The 15,870-nt window shown below is 52.7% G+C and carries 16 protein-coding genes and 1 other annotated feature; of the genes, 6 read left to right on the top strand and 10 right to left on the bottom strand.

The window, feature by feature from the left end; all coding sequences use genetic code 11:
- Positions 1 to 89 precede the first annotated feature (89 nt).
- From A3EQ_RS0118515 to A3EQ_RS0118505, 3 genes are read right to left on the bottom strand one after another with little or no spacing between them, the layout of a single operon-like run.
- Complete coding sequence (locus tag A3EQ_RS0118515; RefSeq protein WP_020156635.1) at positions 90 to 1,166, bottom strand: ABC transporter permease; 1,077 nt, start codon at positions 1,164 to 1,166, stop codon at positions 90 to 92.
- Entirely contained in the window at positions 1,153 to 2,109 is a 957-nt protein-coding gene (locus A3EQ_RS0118510; protein WP_020156634.1) for an ABC transporter ATP-binding protein, read from the bottom strand. The genes A3EQ_RS0118515 and A3EQ_RS0118510 overlap by 14 nt, the downstream gene beginning before the upstream one ends.
- A 2-nt stretch (positions 2,110 to 2,111) precedes the next feature.
- A complete protein-coding gene (locus A3EQ_RS0118505) occupies positions 2,112 to 3,266 on the bottom strand; it encodes a COG1470 family protein (protein WP_020156633.1) in 1,155 nt (384 codons plus the stop codon).
- 118 nt (positions 3,267 to 3,384) lie between these two features.
- Between A3EQ_RS0118505 and A3EQ_RS0118495 the strand changes: the two genes are divergently transcribed.
- Together A3EQ_RS0118495 and A3EQ_RS0118490 are read left to right on the top strand one after the other, a co-directional pair.
- Complete coding sequence (locus tag A3EQ_RS0118495) at positions 3,385 to 3,969, top strand: RNA polymerase sigma factor (RefSeq protein ID WP_020156631.1); 585 nt, start codon at positions 3,385 to 3,387, stop codon at positions 3,967 to 3,969.
- Complete coding sequence (locus A3EQ_RS0118490; RefSeq protein WP_020156630.1) at positions 3,959 to 4,672, top strand: anti-sigma factor domain-containing protein; 714 nt, start codon at positions 3,959 to 3,961, stop codon at positions 4,670 to 4,672. Before A3EQ_RS0118495 ends, A3EQ_RS0118490 begins: the two co-directional genes overlap by 11 nt.
- A gap of 108 nt (positions 4,673 to 4,780) precedes the next feature.
- On the opposite strand, the gene A3EQ_RS0118485 is transcribed toward A3EQ_RS0118490, so the two are convergent.
- From A3EQ_RS0118485 to A3EQ_RS22645, 3 genes are all read right to left on the bottom strand, one after another.
- Positions 4,781 to 5,281, bottom strand: a complete 501-nt coding sequence (locus A3EQ_RS0118485) for a hypothetical protein (protein ID WP_020156629.1) — start codon at positions 5,279 to 5,281, stop codon at positions 4,781 to 4,783.
- A gap of 435 nt (positions 5,282 to 5,716) precedes the next feature.
- Complete coding sequence (locus A3EQ_RS0118475; RefSeq protein WP_040369666.1) at positions 5,717 to 6,235, bottom strand: RDD family protein; 519 nt, start codon at positions 6,233 to 6,235, stop codon at positions 5,717 to 5,719.
- Positions 6,236 to 6,663: 428 nt separating this feature from the next.
- Positions 6,664 to 6,861, bottom strand: coding sequence for a hypothetical protein (locus A3EQ_RS22645; RefSeq protein WP_154652920.1), 198 nt, complete (start codon positions 6,859 to 6,861; stop codon positions 6,664 to 6,666).
- A 305-nt stretch (positions 6,862 to 7,166) separates the two neighbouring features.
- On the opposite strand from A3EQ_RS22645, the gene A3EQ_RS0118460 reads away from it, so the two are divergent.
- From A3EQ_RS0118460 to A3EQ_RS0118445, 4 genes are all read left to right on the top strand, one after another.
- Positions 7,167 to 7,901, top strand: a complete 735-nt coding sequence (locus tag A3EQ_RS0118460; protein ID WP_020156624.1) for an ABC transporter ATP-binding protein — start codon at positions 7,167 to 7,169, stop codon at positions 7,899 to 7,901.
- Positions 7,898 to 8,656, top strand: coding sequence for an ABC transporter permease (locus tag A3EQ_RS0118455; RefSeq protein WP_020156623.1), 759 nt, complete (start codon positions 7,898 to 7,900; stop codon positions 8,654 to 8,656). The genes A3EQ_RS0118460 and A3EQ_RS0118455 overlap by 4 nt, the downstream gene beginning before the upstream one ends.
- Positions 8,657 to 8,950: 294 nt before the next feature.
- The gene (locus tag A3EQ_RS0118450; protein ID WP_020156622.1) at positions 8,951 to 9,292 is read left to right on the top strand and encodes a PadR family transcriptional regulator; all 342 of its coding nucleotides are present in this window, start codon (positions 8,951 to 8,953) and stop codon (positions 9,290 to 9,292) included.
- The gene (locus tag A3EQ_RS0118445) at positions 9,289 to 10,185 is read left to right on the top strand and encodes a permease prefix domain 1-containing protein (RefSeq protein WP_020156621.1); all 897 of its coding nucleotides are present in this window, start codon (positions 9,289 to 9,291) and stop codon (positions 10,183 to 10,185) included. The genes A3EQ_RS0118450 and A3EQ_RS0118445 overlap by 4 nt, the downstream gene beginning before the upstream one ends.
- Before the next feature lie 1,054 nt (positions 10,186 to 11,239).
- Here A3EQ_RS0118445 and A3EQ_RS0118430 read toward each other — a convergent pair.
- The 4 genes from A3EQ_RS0118430 to A3EQ_RS0118415 all read right to left on the bottom strand — a co-directional run bounded on the left by A3EQ_RS0118430 (position 11,240) and on the right by A3EQ_RS0118415 (position 15,461).
- Complete coding sequence (locus A3EQ_RS0118430; RefSeq protein ID WP_020156618.1) at positions 11,240 to 12,073, bottom strand: energy-coupling factor transporter transmembrane component T family protein; 834 nt, start codon at positions 12,071 to 12,073, stop codon at positions 11,240 to 11,242.
- Positions 12,045 to 13,775, bottom strand: a complete 1,731-nt coding sequence (locus A3EQ_RS0118425; RefSeq protein WP_020156617.1) for an ABC transporter ATP-binding protein — start codon at positions 13,773 to 13,775, stop codon at positions 12,045 to 12,047. The genes A3EQ_RS0118430 and A3EQ_RS0118425 overlap by 29 nt, the downstream gene beginning before the upstream one ends.
- Positions 13,776 to 13,977: 202 nt before the next feature.
- Positions 13,978 to 14,535 (bottom strand): ECF-type riboflavin transporter substrate-binding protein, encoded by a 558-nt coding sequence (locus A3EQ_RS0118420; protein WP_020156616.1) that lies wholly within the window; start codon positions 14,533 to 14,535, stop codon positions 13,978 to 13,980.
- Positions 14,536 to 14,603: 68 nt separating this feature from the next.
- On the bottom strand, positions 14,604 to 15,461 hold the full coding sequence (locus tag A3EQ_RS0118415) for an SAM hydrolase/SAM-dependent halogenase family protein (RefSeq protein WP_020156615.1): 858 nt from the start codon (positions 15,459 to 15,461) through the stop codon (positions 14,604 to 14,606).
- Between the two features lie 108 nt (positions 15,462 to 15,569).
- Positions 15,570 to 15,858: a binding site (T-box leader), on the bottom strand.
- Between the last annotated feature and the right edge of the window lie 12 nt (positions 15,859 to 15,870).

Genomic DNA, 15,870 nt, shown 5'->3' with positions numbered 1-15,870 from the left:
ATCCCTTTTCGGAGGATAACCCCCTTTTCCCAAGGCAAAAAAAAAAGCGGGAACCATTCCCGCCGGTCCTCCCGGCCGAAACATCCCGCTCATCCGTGGGCCCGGATTTCCTGTCTCATGAACAATACGTAGGCGATGGCAAAGCAGATCAAAGTGGCGGCGATGAGCCCGGTCACCTGAGGCCAAATGAGCAGCAGGCTTTGGGAGAAGGGAAGGGGGCTGGCAACCGCCCCGGCCGTCTGCTCCACCGTTAATACGCTCAGGCTCCGGATGTTCGGCGAAAGCAGGGTCGTCGTCGATTCGTTGAACAAATAGCTGGGGGAAAGCCGCATCAAATTCAAGACGAATTCCTGCCTGCCGATCGCCTGCTGCAGTGAAGTGATCGATTCCGAGGCTAAAAAGGATTTGGCGAACACCTCGATGATCATCGAATAAAACACGTTGAAGAAGAGCCACACGGCGATCGCCGACAAAGCCGAAGTCGCCGCCTGCCGGAAAGTCACGGAAAACAGGATGCCCAGATTCAGCCAGAAGGCGATGTAAACGATGCATAACACCAGGAAACAAAGGATACGGGCGAACTCTTCGAAGGTGGGCGGAATGCCCAAAATCAGGATGCCGAAAGCGGTCACCAACAGGCCGAGGGAGAGAAACAGCACGATATTCAACAATAGCGCCGCGGTAAACTTGCCGTTGATGACATAATCCCGCGGGATCGGCTGGGCCATCAGCCGGCTCAGCGTCCCCCGGTTCCGTTCCGAGTTGATGGCGTCAAACCCGAGGGCGATGCCCAAGAGCGGCCCCAAAAAACCGACGAAGGTGATGAAAGAGGGCAATGTCCCGTCCGAGACGGTGAACAATTTTAAAAACAGATAGGAACTTCTCGCGATCTCCTCGGCGTCTTTGGAAGAATCCAAGGCATCCTGAATCGTCGTCACCGCCGTGTAGAGGGAACCGAAACAGGTGAGCAGGATGATCCCCATCAGGATGATGATGCGCCAGCTGGTCAGGTAATCGGTAAATTCCTTCCTGACCACGGCAAAGAAGATGCTGTTTGTCCCTCCCGCTCCTTTTTTGGCGGGGAGGATCTCCTTCAACCGTTCCGCCCATCTCCCCGTCTCCGGGAAGAAAGCCTTCGCACGGTTTACCCAATTATCGAGTCTCATGCGGATCACGCCCTTCAAAATAACGGTGGTAAATTTCGTCGAGGCCGAAATCCCGCCTGCTGATATGGGCAAGGGATGCCCCGGATTCGACAACCGTCCTGCTGATTTCCGCGCTCACATCGGTCTTGCAGTAAACCTCCAAACGGTTATCCGTCCGTTCCACCTTGTTGACGTCCGGGATGCCCTCAATTTTTTTCACGAGGGCTTCATCCAGCGGCGAAGCGATCACGTGGATAACGAAGGCATCCTGCAGAAACAGTTTTTGGGCCAAGCTTTCCGTGTTCCCTTCCGCCAGCAGCTTCCCTTTCACGAAGATGCCGACCCGGTCGCAGATCTGCTGCACCTGATGCAATTGATGGGAAGACAAGAGGACGGTGATCCCCTCCTTCCGGCTCAAATCCCGGATCAGCTGCAAAAATTCCCGCACCCCTTCCGGGTCGATGCCCAACGTCGGTTCATCGAGGATGATCACTTCCGGATTTTTCATTAAAACGTCGGCCAGACCGAGCCGCTGCCTCATTCCCCGGGAATACTTGCCCGTTTTTTTGTTCGCCGCATCGGTCAGATTCACCTTTTCAAGCAAATCGGCGGCCCGCTTTTCGGCCACTTCCCTCGGAATGCCGTTCAAAGCGGCGGTGTACAGCAAATTTTCCAGGCCGGTCATCTGGTGGTAAAACCCGACATCATCGGGCAAATACCCCACTTTCCTTTTCACTTCGATCGGATGCCGCACCGGATCGATGCCGCAGACCCGGACGGAGCCGGAAGTCGGCTCGCTGAGCCCGAGCATCATCAAAATCGTGGTCGTTTTCCCGGCGCCGTTGGGACCGAGGAGGCCGAAGATTTCTCCTTTTTTGATGGAAAGAGACAAATGGTCGACGGCATATTGATCCTCATATTTTTTGCAGATCTGTTTCAGCTCGATGACGGCAGGCGCGGCCATTTTTATCTCCTCCCGTATTTTTTGACCAGATAATATAGACCTCCCGCCACACCGAGAATGATCAGGACGGCCACGATTCCCCAAAGGGTCGAAGTCTTTACCGAGACCCGGAAAACGGCTTCCGATGAGGTTTCCGGCGTTTTTGCCGTAAAGTTTACGACGTAGTCACCGGCAATCGCCTCGTCCGATGCTTTAATTCTTGCCTTGATCGTCTTTGAATCCCCCGGATTCAATTGGGCGATCGTGCTTTGGTCGAATTCCGTTTCCCAATTGGGCGGGGCCTCTGCGGTGATGCTGATATCCGTCAGCGGCGCGCTTCCCGTGTTTTTGATGACAAGATCCACCACTTTTTCACGGCCCGCGGTAATATCCGTGCTTAAGTTTCCGGTAGGCGTCGTCAATTCCATCTTATACGTCCCGGTGATGACCGCCTCCAGGTTCAATTCGGCGGAAGTGTCGCTCGTTTGGGCTTTGATCGGGATTTTGTACGTCCCGGCTTCCACGTCTTCCGGCGGTTTTACGTCGACGGTAATGTCCTTGGATTCATTCGGTTCCAATTTGACCGAGGTGATCGTGTCGCTGCCGGATTTGAAGGTGACTTGCCAGCCCTTTCCCGCCGATGAACTTAAGGCATAGTTCTGCGCTTTGGCGGTGCGGTTCTTCAAGGTGACATCATACGTAAAGCTGGAATCGGCATGCCCTTCCAGGTTGGCCTGTTCCGACGTCAGCTCCGTTTTAAAAGATCCCTGTTCCGTTACCGTCACCAGCAAAGGGAGTTCCGAAGTCCCCCCTTCTCCTCTCGCCACCAGCCGGAAACGGTAATCCCCCTTGTCCACTTCCAAGGGGACGGTCACTTCCACATTGATTTCTTCTTCCTTTCCGCCCCGGACGGACAGCTGCCTGATGTCCCTGCCGCCGGCTACGATGGACGTGCGCCAGCCCTTCGGCAAGTTTTCAAAGGAGAAGGTCAAGTTTTGAATCGCCGAGCCGTTGTTGATGACATTGACGGTATAGTCAATCGTCTCGCCCGGCGTGACCGAAAGGCCGGTATAGGGAGTAAAGAGAACGACATTGCTTGCGGCAGACGCAGGCAAGGTGAAGAAGGGAAATAGAAGAAGGACGATCGCGATGAATCCTGCGACGAGTTTCCGATACATGCGCACTCTCCTCCTTGGCCTTTTTCATTTTTTGTACGCCGGAAAAAGCAAAATGGATTTGTTTTTCGCGGAAAAAATTATAAAATTTTAAGTAAAAACGGGAAGCGGGGGGAGGCCGATGAAAGACAGCCGGGAAGACGTCCGGTTACTGCAGGAGATCGCCGAAGGCTCCCGAAGTTCCTTTGACCGTTTTTATGAAAAATACGGTCCTTTCATTTATCACATCGCCCTCCGGATCGTGGGAGACGAAGCGGAAGCCGAAGACATCAGCCAGGATGTGTTCCTGGAAATCCTGCAAAAACCGAAACAATTTAATCCGAAAAGGGGAAGCATCGAAGCCTTCCTTGCCGTAAAAACAAAAAGCAGGGCCTTGGACCGGCTGCGGAAGAAACGGGCGCTTCTGATCAGCCGGTTGGAAGAAGCGGCGTTGAAGGAAGACAAGGGGGCGGAATTCCATTTCCTGCACCAGTTGGAAAAAAACATTCTCCTCGATGCCTTAAATCATATCCCCGCCCAGCAGCGGGAAGCAATCATCCGTTTCTATTTCCAGGGGGAGGCCCAAAGGGAAATCGCCGACAGGATGCAAAAGCCTCTCGGTTCGATCAAATCCCTGATCCGTTACGGATTAAACAATTTGCGGAAGCAGAAGGAAATCTTGAATTGGATCGAGCCCGGCGGGGGTGGGAATAAGCATGAAATCTAATCATGTCCCCGAAACGAAGATGGTTGAATGGATTTTGGGAACATTGCCGGAAAAGGAAAGGGAAGCCATTGCCGGCCATCTGGACCGGTGCGCGGAATGCCGGGAACTTTTGAACAGCTGGCGCGGGTTGGGGATCGAAAAAACCGCCGAATATCGCCGGCCCTCCCCGGCCCATAAAGAGCGGATCTGGATGAAGGCGGAAAAGAGGAAAAGCAAAACGTTCCGGCCCATTTTCGGACTGACCGCCGGATTGGCGAGCCTCACCGTGATCGCCGCGGTTTTTTCGAAGCTCACCTTTGATTCTCCCCGGGAAAGCGATCATTACCAAATCGTCCAAAATGAAGAAGTCCCGGTCCAGCGGATCATCCACAATCCGAACACCAAACGGTTCCCCATTCAGCCCTTATCCGATTTTGAAGATATGAACGGGATGATCTGGCTGAACGACACGACGCGGGAAATGCTCATGGAGATCAACGGGCTGGACGTCTTCAGCACGAGGGATTATCAATTGTGGATCATTTATACCAATGACGAAATCAAGGGGGAACTCCTGACGATCGACAACGGCTCTTCCCGGATTTTTATTAAAGGGGAAGACGTGAAGGATTTCAAATTGATCAAGGCGAGCCTCGAACCGAAGGGAGGAAGCCGGAAACCGACCGGGCCGGAAACCTTTATCGTCCATTTAAAAGAAGAATAAAAAGGAGGGGGAGAGCCGCGCTTGCCGCCTCCCCCCTTTCAGAAAGCGCGAACCCGGCCTCCTGCGGATGCAGGCCGGGTTCGTCCGATAAAAGAAGGGATTTTCCCGTCAATAAAACCATTTCGTCGGCAAAAGGAATGTCCAGGGCAACGTCGTTATGGCCAGGACAAGCGCCACTTTGAACCGGGTCTTTTGATCTTCGATCAATTTTCGAAAAGTGAGGCGGTAATTGAACAGAAAGATAAAGAACCCGGACAGGAGGGTGCAGGCAAAGAGGATGACCAAGGCGGCAGGATGGCTGTAAGGATCGTAAAAGATGCCCTCCAGCAAATCATCGGACAGCTGCAGGACGGCTTCCCCCGCCAGGCCGGTCAAAAGCAAGAGGGCGGCCCCGATGAAATCCGCCAAAAAGCCGAATAACCAAACCTTGACAATGCTTTTTTTATAAAAGGTTTTTAAATCCATGGACGGACTCGCCAGCCTGAAGGCATGGAAACAGGCGACAACCACCAGGGAATCGATCAGGAAATTGCCGATCAGCGTTACGATGATCACCGGCGGCAAAAAAATGATCAGCCAAATCGGGAAGATGACATTGTATACTTTCATGTTTCTTATTCATTCCTTCCGTCGGTTTTTGCCCGAAAATCCGGCGCCCCTTTTCTCCGGCGGGTGCGGGGAAGCGGTGCGGGCGAATCATCCGTTCCTCCCGTTCTTTCAACCCGTCGTACTTGCGGGACTTGCCGGGATAAGAACCATCTGTCCGCCAAGGGAGGAACCCCCCGTTCCCGGCTTCGCAAAAGATAGCATGTTCATCAAGCATGTCTCTTTCCCGCCGGACCAAGACATCCGGCCTTTTCCATCATCCTCCTCTCCCCGCGCCTTTTCCCTGCGCCGCTTTTTCTTAAAGAGGAAGGAAACCCTAAACTCCCCGGCTTGAAAAATTCCCGCCTGGGGCAGCCCGCCGCCGGGAACGGTGCAGGTCGCTTTTTTACTCATGGGGTAATGCCACGTATTTTTCAAAATACGGAGGGGGATGTTTGTTTATCCCCGGGCCCCGCCGGCTGAAACCACCGTCGTTTTCGCCGCAAAATCATGGATTCCTTTTTTTCCTTTCGACACAAATAAGACTGCGATGGAGGCGGCCATCAGAACATTGGGCACCCATATCCAAATTTCATTTTCCGGAACCTCAACCGTCCACCACGGTTCCGGAACGAGAATGATCAGATGGGTCAATTCCCACGGAAGGAGGCGGATCAAAGTACGGAGGAACGCCTGCCGCCAACGGATCTTCGCCCCGCCGGCATTTACCACCTTCAGTCGAAGGAAGAACTTGCCGGCGGTTTGCTGCTTTTTTCCTTCACACCAGATAAAATACCCCCACACCGGCAGCGAAAAGGTCAACAGTACCCAAAGTTCGATTTCATGCCCGGCGTCAAAGCGGACGAAAGGAAACCCCCCCGTCACCAGGTAAAGCGTCCATTGCAGTGAAACCAATACGGAAGCCAACAGTACAAAATCCAGTCCATAGGCCAAGAGCCTCTTCACGGTTAATTTCATCCGATTCTCCTTATCCTTCGCTTTCTTATTGAAATTCTTCAAAATTTTCCATTATCCTTTCCATTCTGATAAAATTTGAAGTTTTCCGCCCTGCGAACTTCCGCCGGCTTTGCGATTTGCTGACTAATTTTGTTGGAACAAATCCGGAGATTTGTTCCTCCGGGCAGGGCATCGAACCAGTTCCGGGACAGGATCGTTCGGGTCGAAAGGAATCTTTATTTGAAATATACAAATTCGCCTCCCAAAAAAGAACCCGATGGATTCCGGTGGGTTTCAACCGGTCCGCCCGTCTGCCATCCTTGAAAAACCTTCCCCTGGAAAGCCGTCATCAGCTTCCGCTGGAAGGAAAAAAATGTTCTGCCGGCGGAACAGTCAGGAGATCTCCCCTTCCTTTTCCCCGTTCCAACTGCCGGCGGTTCCTTGCCCGATCAAAGCCATCCCGCATGACTCAAGCAGCCACCGGCTCTCTTGTGACCAATAGCGCCTTTACTACCAAGTTCAAATTTTAGATTTTTTACAAAGAAAGCTGTTGGATAAGTATTCATTGCGAAACCTTCTTGATATTCTTTTAAAATCTCCTCACCACTGCGGGCGATGCGGGAGAGGCGGAAACCTTTATAGATCATTACCGTTTGTTCCAGTATCCAACCGGCAACCAATCCCAAAATTTGAAACTACAGGCGTCTTAAATCGTTGCAAAGTGGCTACCCGCGGTCAACGTTCCCCGACCCGACAAGCGCCCCACTCTTCCCCGGGTCGGGAACCCCGGGCGTTTCCGATCCGTCCATTTCACCGGGAATCGGATTGCTGGTACAATGGAGGAGGACAACTTTTCAAGAACCATTCCCGGTCCCTTGGCCAATTTCCACCGTCGGCCGGGTTTGGCGGAAATCCTTTCATATAAATAAAAACCAGCTCAGAGGATGTGATCGTGTTGCCTGACCCACTCGTCCCTGCCCTCAGATTTCACCGCGTCAACTATTCCGCCTCCGGAGTCCCGATTTTAAAAAATATCACCGGCATCTTCCCGAAAGGGAAAATCACCGCCGTCGTCGGCCCGTCGGGGGCGGGAAAATCCACTTTGTTCCGCTTGTGCAACGGATTGCGGCCGCCGGATTCCGGCGAGATCTATGTAAACGAAAAACCCATTGCCGATTACGATCCGCCGGAATTGCGAAGAAAAGTCGGGATCGCTATGCAGAACGCCCCGATGGTGGACGGAACGGTGATGGATAATTTGGAACTCCCGAAAAAACTGCAAGGGAAACGGCTTTCCGAACGGGAAGCTTTTCAATGGATGGACCTTGTCGGACTGGAGAGCCGATTTTTGCATCATCCGGCCAAAGAACTGTCCGGCGGGCAGCGGCAAAAAGTTTCCATCGCCCGCACCCTTGTCAATCGCCCGGAAATTTTGCTGTTGGATGAGATCACATCATCCCTCGACCCGGTTTCCACCCAAGACATCGAGGAATTGATTCTCCGGATCAACGGGGAATTCGGCACAACCATCCTTTGGATTACCCACGCTTTGGAACAGGCGATCCGCATCGGCAACTATACTTGGGTCCTGATGGACGGGGAACTCGCTGCAAGCGGGGAGATCTCTCTCCTGCGATCGCCCGCCGACGAAAGGGTCAAACGGTTTGTGAAGGGGGAAGAGGATTGAACGTTCTAACCTTGTCGCTCGCCCTGATTTTTGTCCTGATCCCGCTCCTTTTAGCCAAAACCTTTCAACTGGATTTGGAAAGGGACATGGTCGTTGCCGTTATACGCTCCATCATCCAGCTTCTTTTGGTCGGATACATTTTGCAGTTCGTTTTCGACTCGGAGCATTTTCTTTACATCTTGCTCATGCTGACGCTGATGATCGCCGCCGCCGTTCAAAACGCCCGGAAAAAAGGGGCGTCCATCAGGGGCATCGGCTGGAAATTAACGGTGACCTTCGTCTTCATCGAAGTTTTGACCCAGGGCATTTTGATCGGATTCCGCATTACGCCGGCCTCCGCCCAATATATCATCCCGATCTCGGGGATGGTGATCGGCAACTCCATGGTGTTGGCCATATTGTTTCTCAACCGGTTCACCGCCGAAGTAAAGGGCCGGCAGGAGGAAACGGAATTGATCCTCTCCTTGGGCGGGACGCCGAAACAGGCCATCCATCAGCCGCTCCTCGCTTCCATAAAGGCAAGCACCATCCCCACCATCGAAAGCCAGAAAACGATCGGGCTCGTCCAGCTGCCCGGGACGATGAGCGGGCAAATCATCGCGGGGGCAAGCCCCGTGCAGGCGGTGCAGTTCCAGCTCTTGATTTTGTTCCTTTTGCTGACGACGGCCGTGATTACCAGCCTTTTGCTTGGGTATTTATCCTATCCCGCGTTGTTTAACGAAAGAATGCAATTTTTGCAGGAACCTTCGGATTGAGTTTTACCATAAGCGGATCTTCTGTCTCCTCCCACAGCGGAAGGGATCTTCCCTTCCGATTCTTCCCGTTCCTGTCCTTTCTTCTCCTCCCCCTTTCGGACATCGGCTTCCTGCCATTTTCTCCTGCCCTTGCGAAAAAGCTGGCGGCGGGTATGCCCGTTCTGTGCCAAAGGATTGCCGGAAAGCATATTTTTTACTTCAACTACTTTTTTTGTTGCATTACTATGACAGATATAGTAATATGATTATGAAAATAATTCACCTAAAATAGTACTTGATCCAGGAGGTGTCCACATGAATGGTAAGATTTCGGCCGACTTGTTGCGGGGGCATACGGACACGATCGTTTTAAGCATTTTAATGCAGGGCGATCATTACGGGTATGAAATTTATAAAACGATCCTGGAGAAAACCGAAGGGCTTTACGAGCTGAAGGAAGCGACCCTTTACTCCAGTTATAAACGTTTGGAAAAGGAAGGCTGCATTATCGCCTATTGGGGCGACGAAACCCAGGGGGGCAGGCGCAAATATTACCGGATCACCGAAAAGGGCAGGCAGCAATATTACCAGAACAAGGCCGACTGGGAATTTACCAAAAAAATCTTGAACAAATTATTAGGGGAGGAACAGGGATGAAAACCGATATTCATGCCTATATCGAAGATTTGTTTAAAGGTTACGAGGAAACGCCCGAATTGCGGGATTTCAAAGAAGAAATCATTTCCAATTTGATGGAACGGATCGAGGATCTGAAAAAGAGCGGAATGAACGAGGACGAAGCCTTTACAAAGGCGGTCGGAGAGCTGGGCAACATCACGGCCATCGCCGATGAAATCAGTAAAGAAAAACGCAAGGAGGTAATCGGAAAGATGTATATTGAACCAGGGACAAAGGTGGATTGGAAACATGCCTTGGGCTATGTGACGGCCGGCGGCATCCTCTTCTTCGGGATCGTCTCCGCCTTGACCGCTTACTTTGCGACGGGGAAAATCTTTATCGGCGTATCGTCCCTGATGCCCTTCCTTGTCATTTCAGGATCCGCCTTTATTTTCCTGGGCCTTACCCAGGAAACGAAAAGAAATTATCCGATGCCCTGGAAACGGGCGCTCTTGTACGCCCTGGCCGGCGGAACCCTTCTCTTCGGCCTGAACGCGTCGATAACGGAATATTTATCCAACCATGTCCCGTCCTTCGCCGCGATCGGCACATTGATTCCCTTTGTCATTCCGGCCGCCTGCGTGCTCGGTTTTCTCCTGTTGACGGAGAAGAAGCGGCATAAACCTTGGGTGGCGGAAGAACAAAAAATCTTGATGGAACGCTATGCCGAATCCTATGCCCAAAAATACAGCAATCCCGAATACCTGACCGCAAGGGGGCTCTTGTCCGGCGCCCTTTGGATCATCGCCATCGCCGCCTTCGCCCTCATCTGGATGATCTTTTCCATAAAATATGCCTGGATCGCCATCGTGCTGGCCGTTGCCTTTGAATTGCTCATCGAATTGTGGTTCCATACGAGAAAATCGAAATGACCGGCACTCGCCAGGACTGTCCCTTAACAGGGCGGGAACGGATTCCCGCCTTTTTTTGCCCGTTTCCCCATTACCGCAGTCGCCGCAACGGGCCGGACAAAGGACCTTTCCCCACAGGACGGAGCGGGAGTAGAAGTATGTGAAAAATTTTCCTAGGGATCGGATCCATCCATCTACTAGCCAAAAGATGAGAAGGCTCCCTATCCTTTAGATGTCAATAGATAACCTCTAACAGAGGGAGGCGCCTTATCTTATAATATTACGCACCCCTGAAGGATTCCGCGAATCTGATGAAAACGATAGAAAAAATATTGCGGTTTATGTACCGTTGTTTTGCGGATGCATTGGTGAGGGTTTTTACCGAGCTGCCGTCGGTTATCAAGGAGAAAATACAGGATGAAGTCCAAGAAATTGTGTAAAAGGAAGCGGGCGCAAAGCTCTTCCATTTCCGGAAGGCTGTGTTCCCTGGACCGGAAGCAGGATTTTACCCAAACATGAAGACTTGGTCAAATACCGCCCGAAGGTTGGAAAGTGGAAAGAAACGATCAGCGATCAATTCAATTCCTATTTACACGGTGACTTTTCCCCGTCTTTGAAAAAGCCCTGGCAGTGACCATAAACGATGGCGGCGCGGGATATACCGCAGAAAAGTTCAGGGAAGCCTTCTCCCAATCCGAACATCTTGTGATCCATCCATTGAATGTTTATCATGTCTGTCGAAATTTGAACCGGGTCTTCGGCCACAGAAAAAGCAAGTAACAAAGACCACGTCCTGCAGGCGGATCGTGAGATTTCGAATGATGGATGGACATGTACGCAAGCGTACAGAAAAAGCACGATTTGAAGATAATAAACCGAAATGCCCACCAGATCATCCGAATACCCCATTAAAAATTTCAAACGGACGCCGCGCACCGGCGGAATTTTCATGGAAAACTAGCAAACCGCCGCGGCGCAACAGTCGGAAAAGTCCGCCGGAAACGGCTGCCCTCGATAAGGCGGGCCCCCGCCGCCTGGAAATGACCGGGATCAAGATTTTCCGGCGGACAGGGATTTACGGAAGAAAGGGATTGTAAAACCGCCTGCCGTCATGGAAGGTGATGAGAACGGACGCGAGGAAGATCAGGGCGAACAGGAAAACGGCCAGGAAATCCCTCTTGTGAAAGGGGCGGGCGCTGTACCAGGTCCTCCTCTTCTTTTTCCCGAAACCGCGAAGCTCCATGGCGTTGGTGATCGTCTCGATCCGGTCGATGCTGGAAAGGACGAGGGGCGCCAGGATGGAAAAGGCGTTTTTCAGCCGCCGGTGGAGCTTCTCCTTTTTGGACATATCCAGTCCCCGCGCCTGCTGGGCCCTGGAGATGTTGCGAAATTCCCTTTGGATGTCCGGAATATACCGGAGCGCGAGGGAAACGGCATAGGCGATCCGGTAGCTGACCCCGATCCGGTTCAAAGAGGCGGCGAATTCGCTCGGGTGGGTCGTTACCATGAAAAGGAGGGCGGCGGGGATCACGGTGAAATATTTCAAGGTAATATTGAATTGGTAAAACAGCTGTTCCGCGGTCACGTCGTACCTTCCGCCCAGTTCCAGCAGCACATGGCGCGTACCATAGATCTTTACCCCTTCCTGCGGGGAAAATAGGTAGATGGCGATATTGTTGATGAGCAAAAACACCAAAATGAAAATCAGGACAAAGGAGACTTCCTTCCATTTTATCCTAGAAATCCGGAAAATCACGATGGCCATGGCAAACAAAAAAAGGAGCACCCGGGTATCGTAGGTCAACATCGCCGCGCTGGACCACAAAAGAAAACAGAGCAATTTGGCGGCGCCGGTCAGCCGGTGGACGGGAGACGGCCGGTCAATATACGACAGCATTTCGCTGGCCATGACCCCTCACCTCCCTGTCGTAAGCGATAAACCGTTCCACCAATTTGGCCGGATCCGGCAAGCCGGCTTTTTTCGCCAGTTCAAAAAGGGAGGTTTCTTTTAAATTAGCCTGCGCCATCAGCTTCTCGTCGGCGAGGATGTTCACGCATCTGTCGTCGGCGATCTTTCTCCCATCGGCAAGGACGATGGCCCGGTCGGTGTATTCGAGCATCAGGTGCATATCATGGGTAATCATTAAAATCGTGACCCCTTGCCGGTTCAAATGAACCAAAAATTCCATGATATCGGTATAACGCCGGAAATCCTGGCCGGCCGTCGGCTCGTCCAGGATGAGGATCTCCGGCTGCAGGACCAGGATCGAAGCGATCGTCACCCGCTTTTTTTGCCCGAAGCTCAGGGCGGAGATCGGCCAATGGCGGTAGGGATACAATCCGCAAATTTTCAAGGTCTGCTCCACCCGGTCCCTGATTTCCCCTTCCGGCAGCCCCCGGGCGTACAGGCCGAGGGCGACCTCGTCGAAAATCAGATGCTTGGAAATCATATGGTTCGGGTTTTGCAGGACCATGCCGATCTTGGACGATCGTTCCGCAATCGTTTCGTCGGTAATATCCCTTCCGCGGTACAAAATCCGTCCCGACGCCGGTTTTTCGAACCCGCAGATACATTTGGCGACCGTCGATTTGCCCGCGCCGTTCTTCCCGACGATGCTGACCATTTCCCCTTCATGGACGGCAAAGGAAACGTCACGGATCGTTTCCGCATCGGGCCCGTAGGAAAAGGAAAGGTGCTCCAGTTCCAAGATCGGCGGTTTGCCGGAGGCCGGCCTTTCCACGTTCACCTCTTCCAGCCAGCGGGCAAGCGGTTCGCGGCAGGTATCCGCCCGGAACCGGGAAAGATCCGCCGGCCTCATTTCCTTCGTAATCGTGCAGCCGGCGTATTTGGCGGCTTTAATATACAAAGGTTCCCGAAGGTTGACCCTTTCCAAAATGTCGGCGGCCAGCAATTCATCCGGGTCCATGTCGGCAACGATCGTTCCTTCGTTCATGACGATGACCCGGTCGACGGGACGATACAACACATCCTCCAGGCGATGTTCGATGATCAGCACCGTCAAATTTTTCTCTTTCTGGATCTGATCGATCAAATCGATCGCACGCTTGCCGGTGGCCGGGTCAAGATTGGCCAAAGGCTCGTCGAAGAGCAGGATGCCGACCTGGTCCACCATGACCCCGGCCAATGCGACCCGCTGCTTTTGTCCGCCGGACAAATGGTGGACGGACGCCGGCAAATGCCCGTCCATGTCCACCAGCTTCGCCGCTTCCTCCACGATCGGCAGCATTTCCGCTTGCGGCACACAGTCATTTTCCAGCGCGAAGGCGATGTCCTCCCCGACCGTGAGACCGATGAACTGCCCGTCCGGATCCTGCAAAACGGTGCCAACCATCTTCGATAAAGCGAAAAGGCCGGCCTCCCTCGTTTCCTTCCCCATAATTTTTAAACTTCCCGTGATCTCGCCTTTGTAGGAAAAGGGGATCAGCCCGTTGATGCAATGGCCGAGGGTGCTTTTCCCCGATCCGGAAGGGCCGGCGATCAACACCTTTTCCCCTTCGTAAATGGTCAAATTGATGTTTTTCAGCGTCGGATGTTTTTGGCTTTCGTATTTAAAGCTGAAGTTCTGAAATTCGATGACTTTTTTTTTCATTTTTGACTCCTGCAAGCGACGTTTTGCGCCGGGGCTTTCCTTCCAGAAAGCCCCGGCATTTCATGAATTCTTATTGTTCAAGCATCAAGCGGTTTCCATCGCAAGGACTGTTTCCGATGCCCGTTGTTCGACAACAAGCCTGATGCGATTGGCGGATTTATGCAAGGGACGGATTTATGCAACGCATTGGAGTTTCCGGTGCTTATTGTTCCACATCAAGGCTTCCCTTTTTCGTACGGGTTTTCGCATAGAGGGCCAACAGCAATGTCCCGAGAACCCCGACGGTGACCATATCGGTGATTCCCACGGTCAGCCCCTGCACGAAAACCTTGTTGGCCGGTTCCGCGTAAATGAGGATATCCAGGACGGGGGCCACGAGAAACCAGCCGATCGCTTGGGCAACCACTTGGGTCACGTTGAAGGCAATGATCTGTTTCCTGCCGAATTCGCCCGATGCGACGTCGATCCTCTTGCCGCCGAGCCCGAACAGGATTCCGACGAGGAAGCTGACGAAAACCCAGCTCCACCAAACGGAACCGTACATAATCAGGTCTTTCAGCGCATGGCCGATCAATCCGATCAGCCCGCCCGCCACGGGCCCGAAGACAACGGCCATCAGGGCCAAAAACGGATAGGTGACCTCAATGTTCGAATTGGGGATCCCCGTCGGGATGGACGCAAACCGGCCGAGAATCACAAACACGGCGGCACCGATGCCGATGGCAACGATGGTTCGCACGGACAACGCTTCTTTTTTCATTTTTCCCACTCCTTTTCCGATTTTTTATTAAAAATTTTTTGAATAATGAAACTAAAATAAGTGCATCTTCATTGGCAATTCTTCCCGTCCACCTTGCGGATCGTGATCTTCCATTTGTTGCCGGATTCGATATGATAGGCCTTCGCAAAGGATCCCTGATTGATGGCGACGCCGATCTTATCGAGGGAATTCACATACAACAAGGGCTCGCCCAAATGGCTGTCCGCAAAGGAACGTCCGAAGGTCATAATATTTTTATAGACTTGCCTGGTGGAATTTTCAATGGTGACCTCGAATAAATCCCCGTATTGCGCACCCAGCTGCAAAAACAGGCTCCGGTCGATGTTCGTCCACAGATTTCCGAAGCGGACGTCCAAAACGTCGATGTTTCCCTTCACGGCACCATCCTGGATGACCGCCTCAGAAACCGGCAATTCCACCACTTCCTCCGGCGAAATTTCCGGCCCGGTTTCATGAAAAGCGATCTTTCCCGAAGCCAGCTTGGCACCGACATAGGCATAAACATCCCGGCCGTAGAAGGTGTAGGAATGGGCCGAACCGGGCAGCCGGTGTACCTGCTCATCGATCAGCCGGACATCTTCGATGCCGATATATTTTTTGATATGGGTAATCGTTCCGTTGTCCGGGGTCACCACCACATGGTTGGATTTCGTCCGGACGGCGATGCTTTTCCTTGCCGTGCCGACCCCCGGATCGACCACGGAAATGAACACGGTATTTTCCGGCCAATAAGCGATGGTCTGATACAGCCGGTAGGATGCCTCCCAAATATTGTACTGGGGAATGTCGTGGGTCAGATCAAAGATCCGGATGTCCCTGCTGACGCCGAGGGCCACCCCGTACATCGCCGATACGGCTCCGTCGCTCAAACCGAAGTCCGTTTGCAGCACCAATAAGCCGTTCACCCTTTCACCTCCTGCTGTCGACAAATCTTTGAACCCTCCGGAAAAGCCCGGATGCCCCGCGGGCGACCGAGCTTTGCGCGGAATAAAAAAACCACGCCATTATCAAACGATAAGGACGTGGTTGGGCTCACGTGGTACCACCTTACTTCACCGCCCGCTCGCGCAAGACGGCCTCAGCCAGTACTACGGCATCGACGCTTGCGGCATCGCGCCTTCATACTGCGGTAGTTGTAACGAGTACCGAGCTCGTCGGAACCTACTGACGGCCGAAAAAACGGCCGCGTTCAGCACGCAACTCCGGGGCCATTGTTCGGATTCGCATTTTTGCTTCTTTCCACCTGCCGAAGCTCTCTGGGAAAAATGGCCGAATCCTACTTTTCCCCTTCATGGTCTTTGAAGATGTGAAATT

The organism is Caldibacillus debilis DSM 16016, from assembly GCF_000383875.1.
Lineage (GTDB): Bacteria > Bacillota > Bacilli > Bacillales > Caldibacillaceae > Caldibacillus > Caldibacillus debilis.
The sequence above is the reverse complement of the archived record's forward strand: the minus strand, read 5'-3'. Positions and strand labels throughout refer to the sequence as shown.

Excerpts from the sequence above, each read along its gene's own strand:
- A3EQ_RS0118510 (WP_020156634.1), bottom strand. The coding sequence starts at position 2,109 with ATGGCCGCGCCTGCCGTCATCGAGCTGAAACAGATCTGCAAAAAATAT.
- A3EQ_RS0118425 (WP_020156617.1), bottom strand. The coding sequence starts at position 13,775 with ATGAAAAAAAAAGTCATCGAATTTCAGAACTTCAGCTTTAAATACGAA.
- A3EQ_RS0118475 (WP_040369666.1), bottom strand. The coding sequence starts at position 6,235 with ATGAAATTAACCGTGAAGAGGCTCTTGGCCTATGGACTGGATTTTGTA.
- A3EQ_RS0118445 (WP_020156621.1), top strand. The coding sequence starts at position 9,289 with ATGAAAACCGATATTCATGCCTATATCGAAGATTTGTTTAAAGGTTAC.
- A3EQ_RS0118420 (WP_020156616.1), bottom strand. The coding sequence starts at position 14,535 with ATGAAAAAAGAAGCGTTGTCCGTGCGAACCATCGTTGCCATCGGCATC.
- A3EQ_RS0118450 (WP_020156622.1), top strand. The coding sequence starts at position 8,951 with ATGAATGGTAAGATTTCGGCCGACTTGTTGCGGGGGCATACGGACACG.
- A3EQ_RS0118495 (WP_020156631.1), top strand. The coding sequence starts at position 3,385 with ATGAAAGACAGCCGGGAAGACGTCCGGTTACTGCAGGAGATCGCCGAA.
- A3EQ_RS0118505 (WP_020156633.1), bottom strand. The coding sequence starts at position 3,266 with ATGTATCGGAAACTCGTCGCAGGATTCATCGCGATCGTCCTTCTTCTA.
- A3EQ_RS22645 (WP_154652920.1), bottom strand. The coding sequence starts at position 6,861 with ATGATCTATAAAGGTTTCCGCCTCTCCCGCATCGCCCGCAGTGGTGAG.
- A3EQ_RS0118430 (WP_020156618.1), bottom strand. The coding sequence starts at position 12,073 with ATGGCCAGCGAAATGCTGTCGTATATTGACCGGCCGTCTCCCGTCCAC.
- A3EQ_RS0118485 (WP_020156629.1), bottom strand. The coding sequence starts at position 5,281 with ATGAAAGTATACAATGTCATCTTCCCGATTTGGCTGATCATTTTTTTG.
- A3EQ_RS0118515 (WP_020156635.1), bottom strand. The coding sequence starts at position 1,166 with ATGAGACTCGATAATTGGGTAAACCGTGCGAAGGCTTTCTTCCCGGAG.
- A3EQ_RS0118490 (WP_020156630.1), top strand. The coding sequence starts at position 3,959 with ATGAAATCTAATCATGTCCCCGAAACGAAGATGGTTGAATGGATTTTG.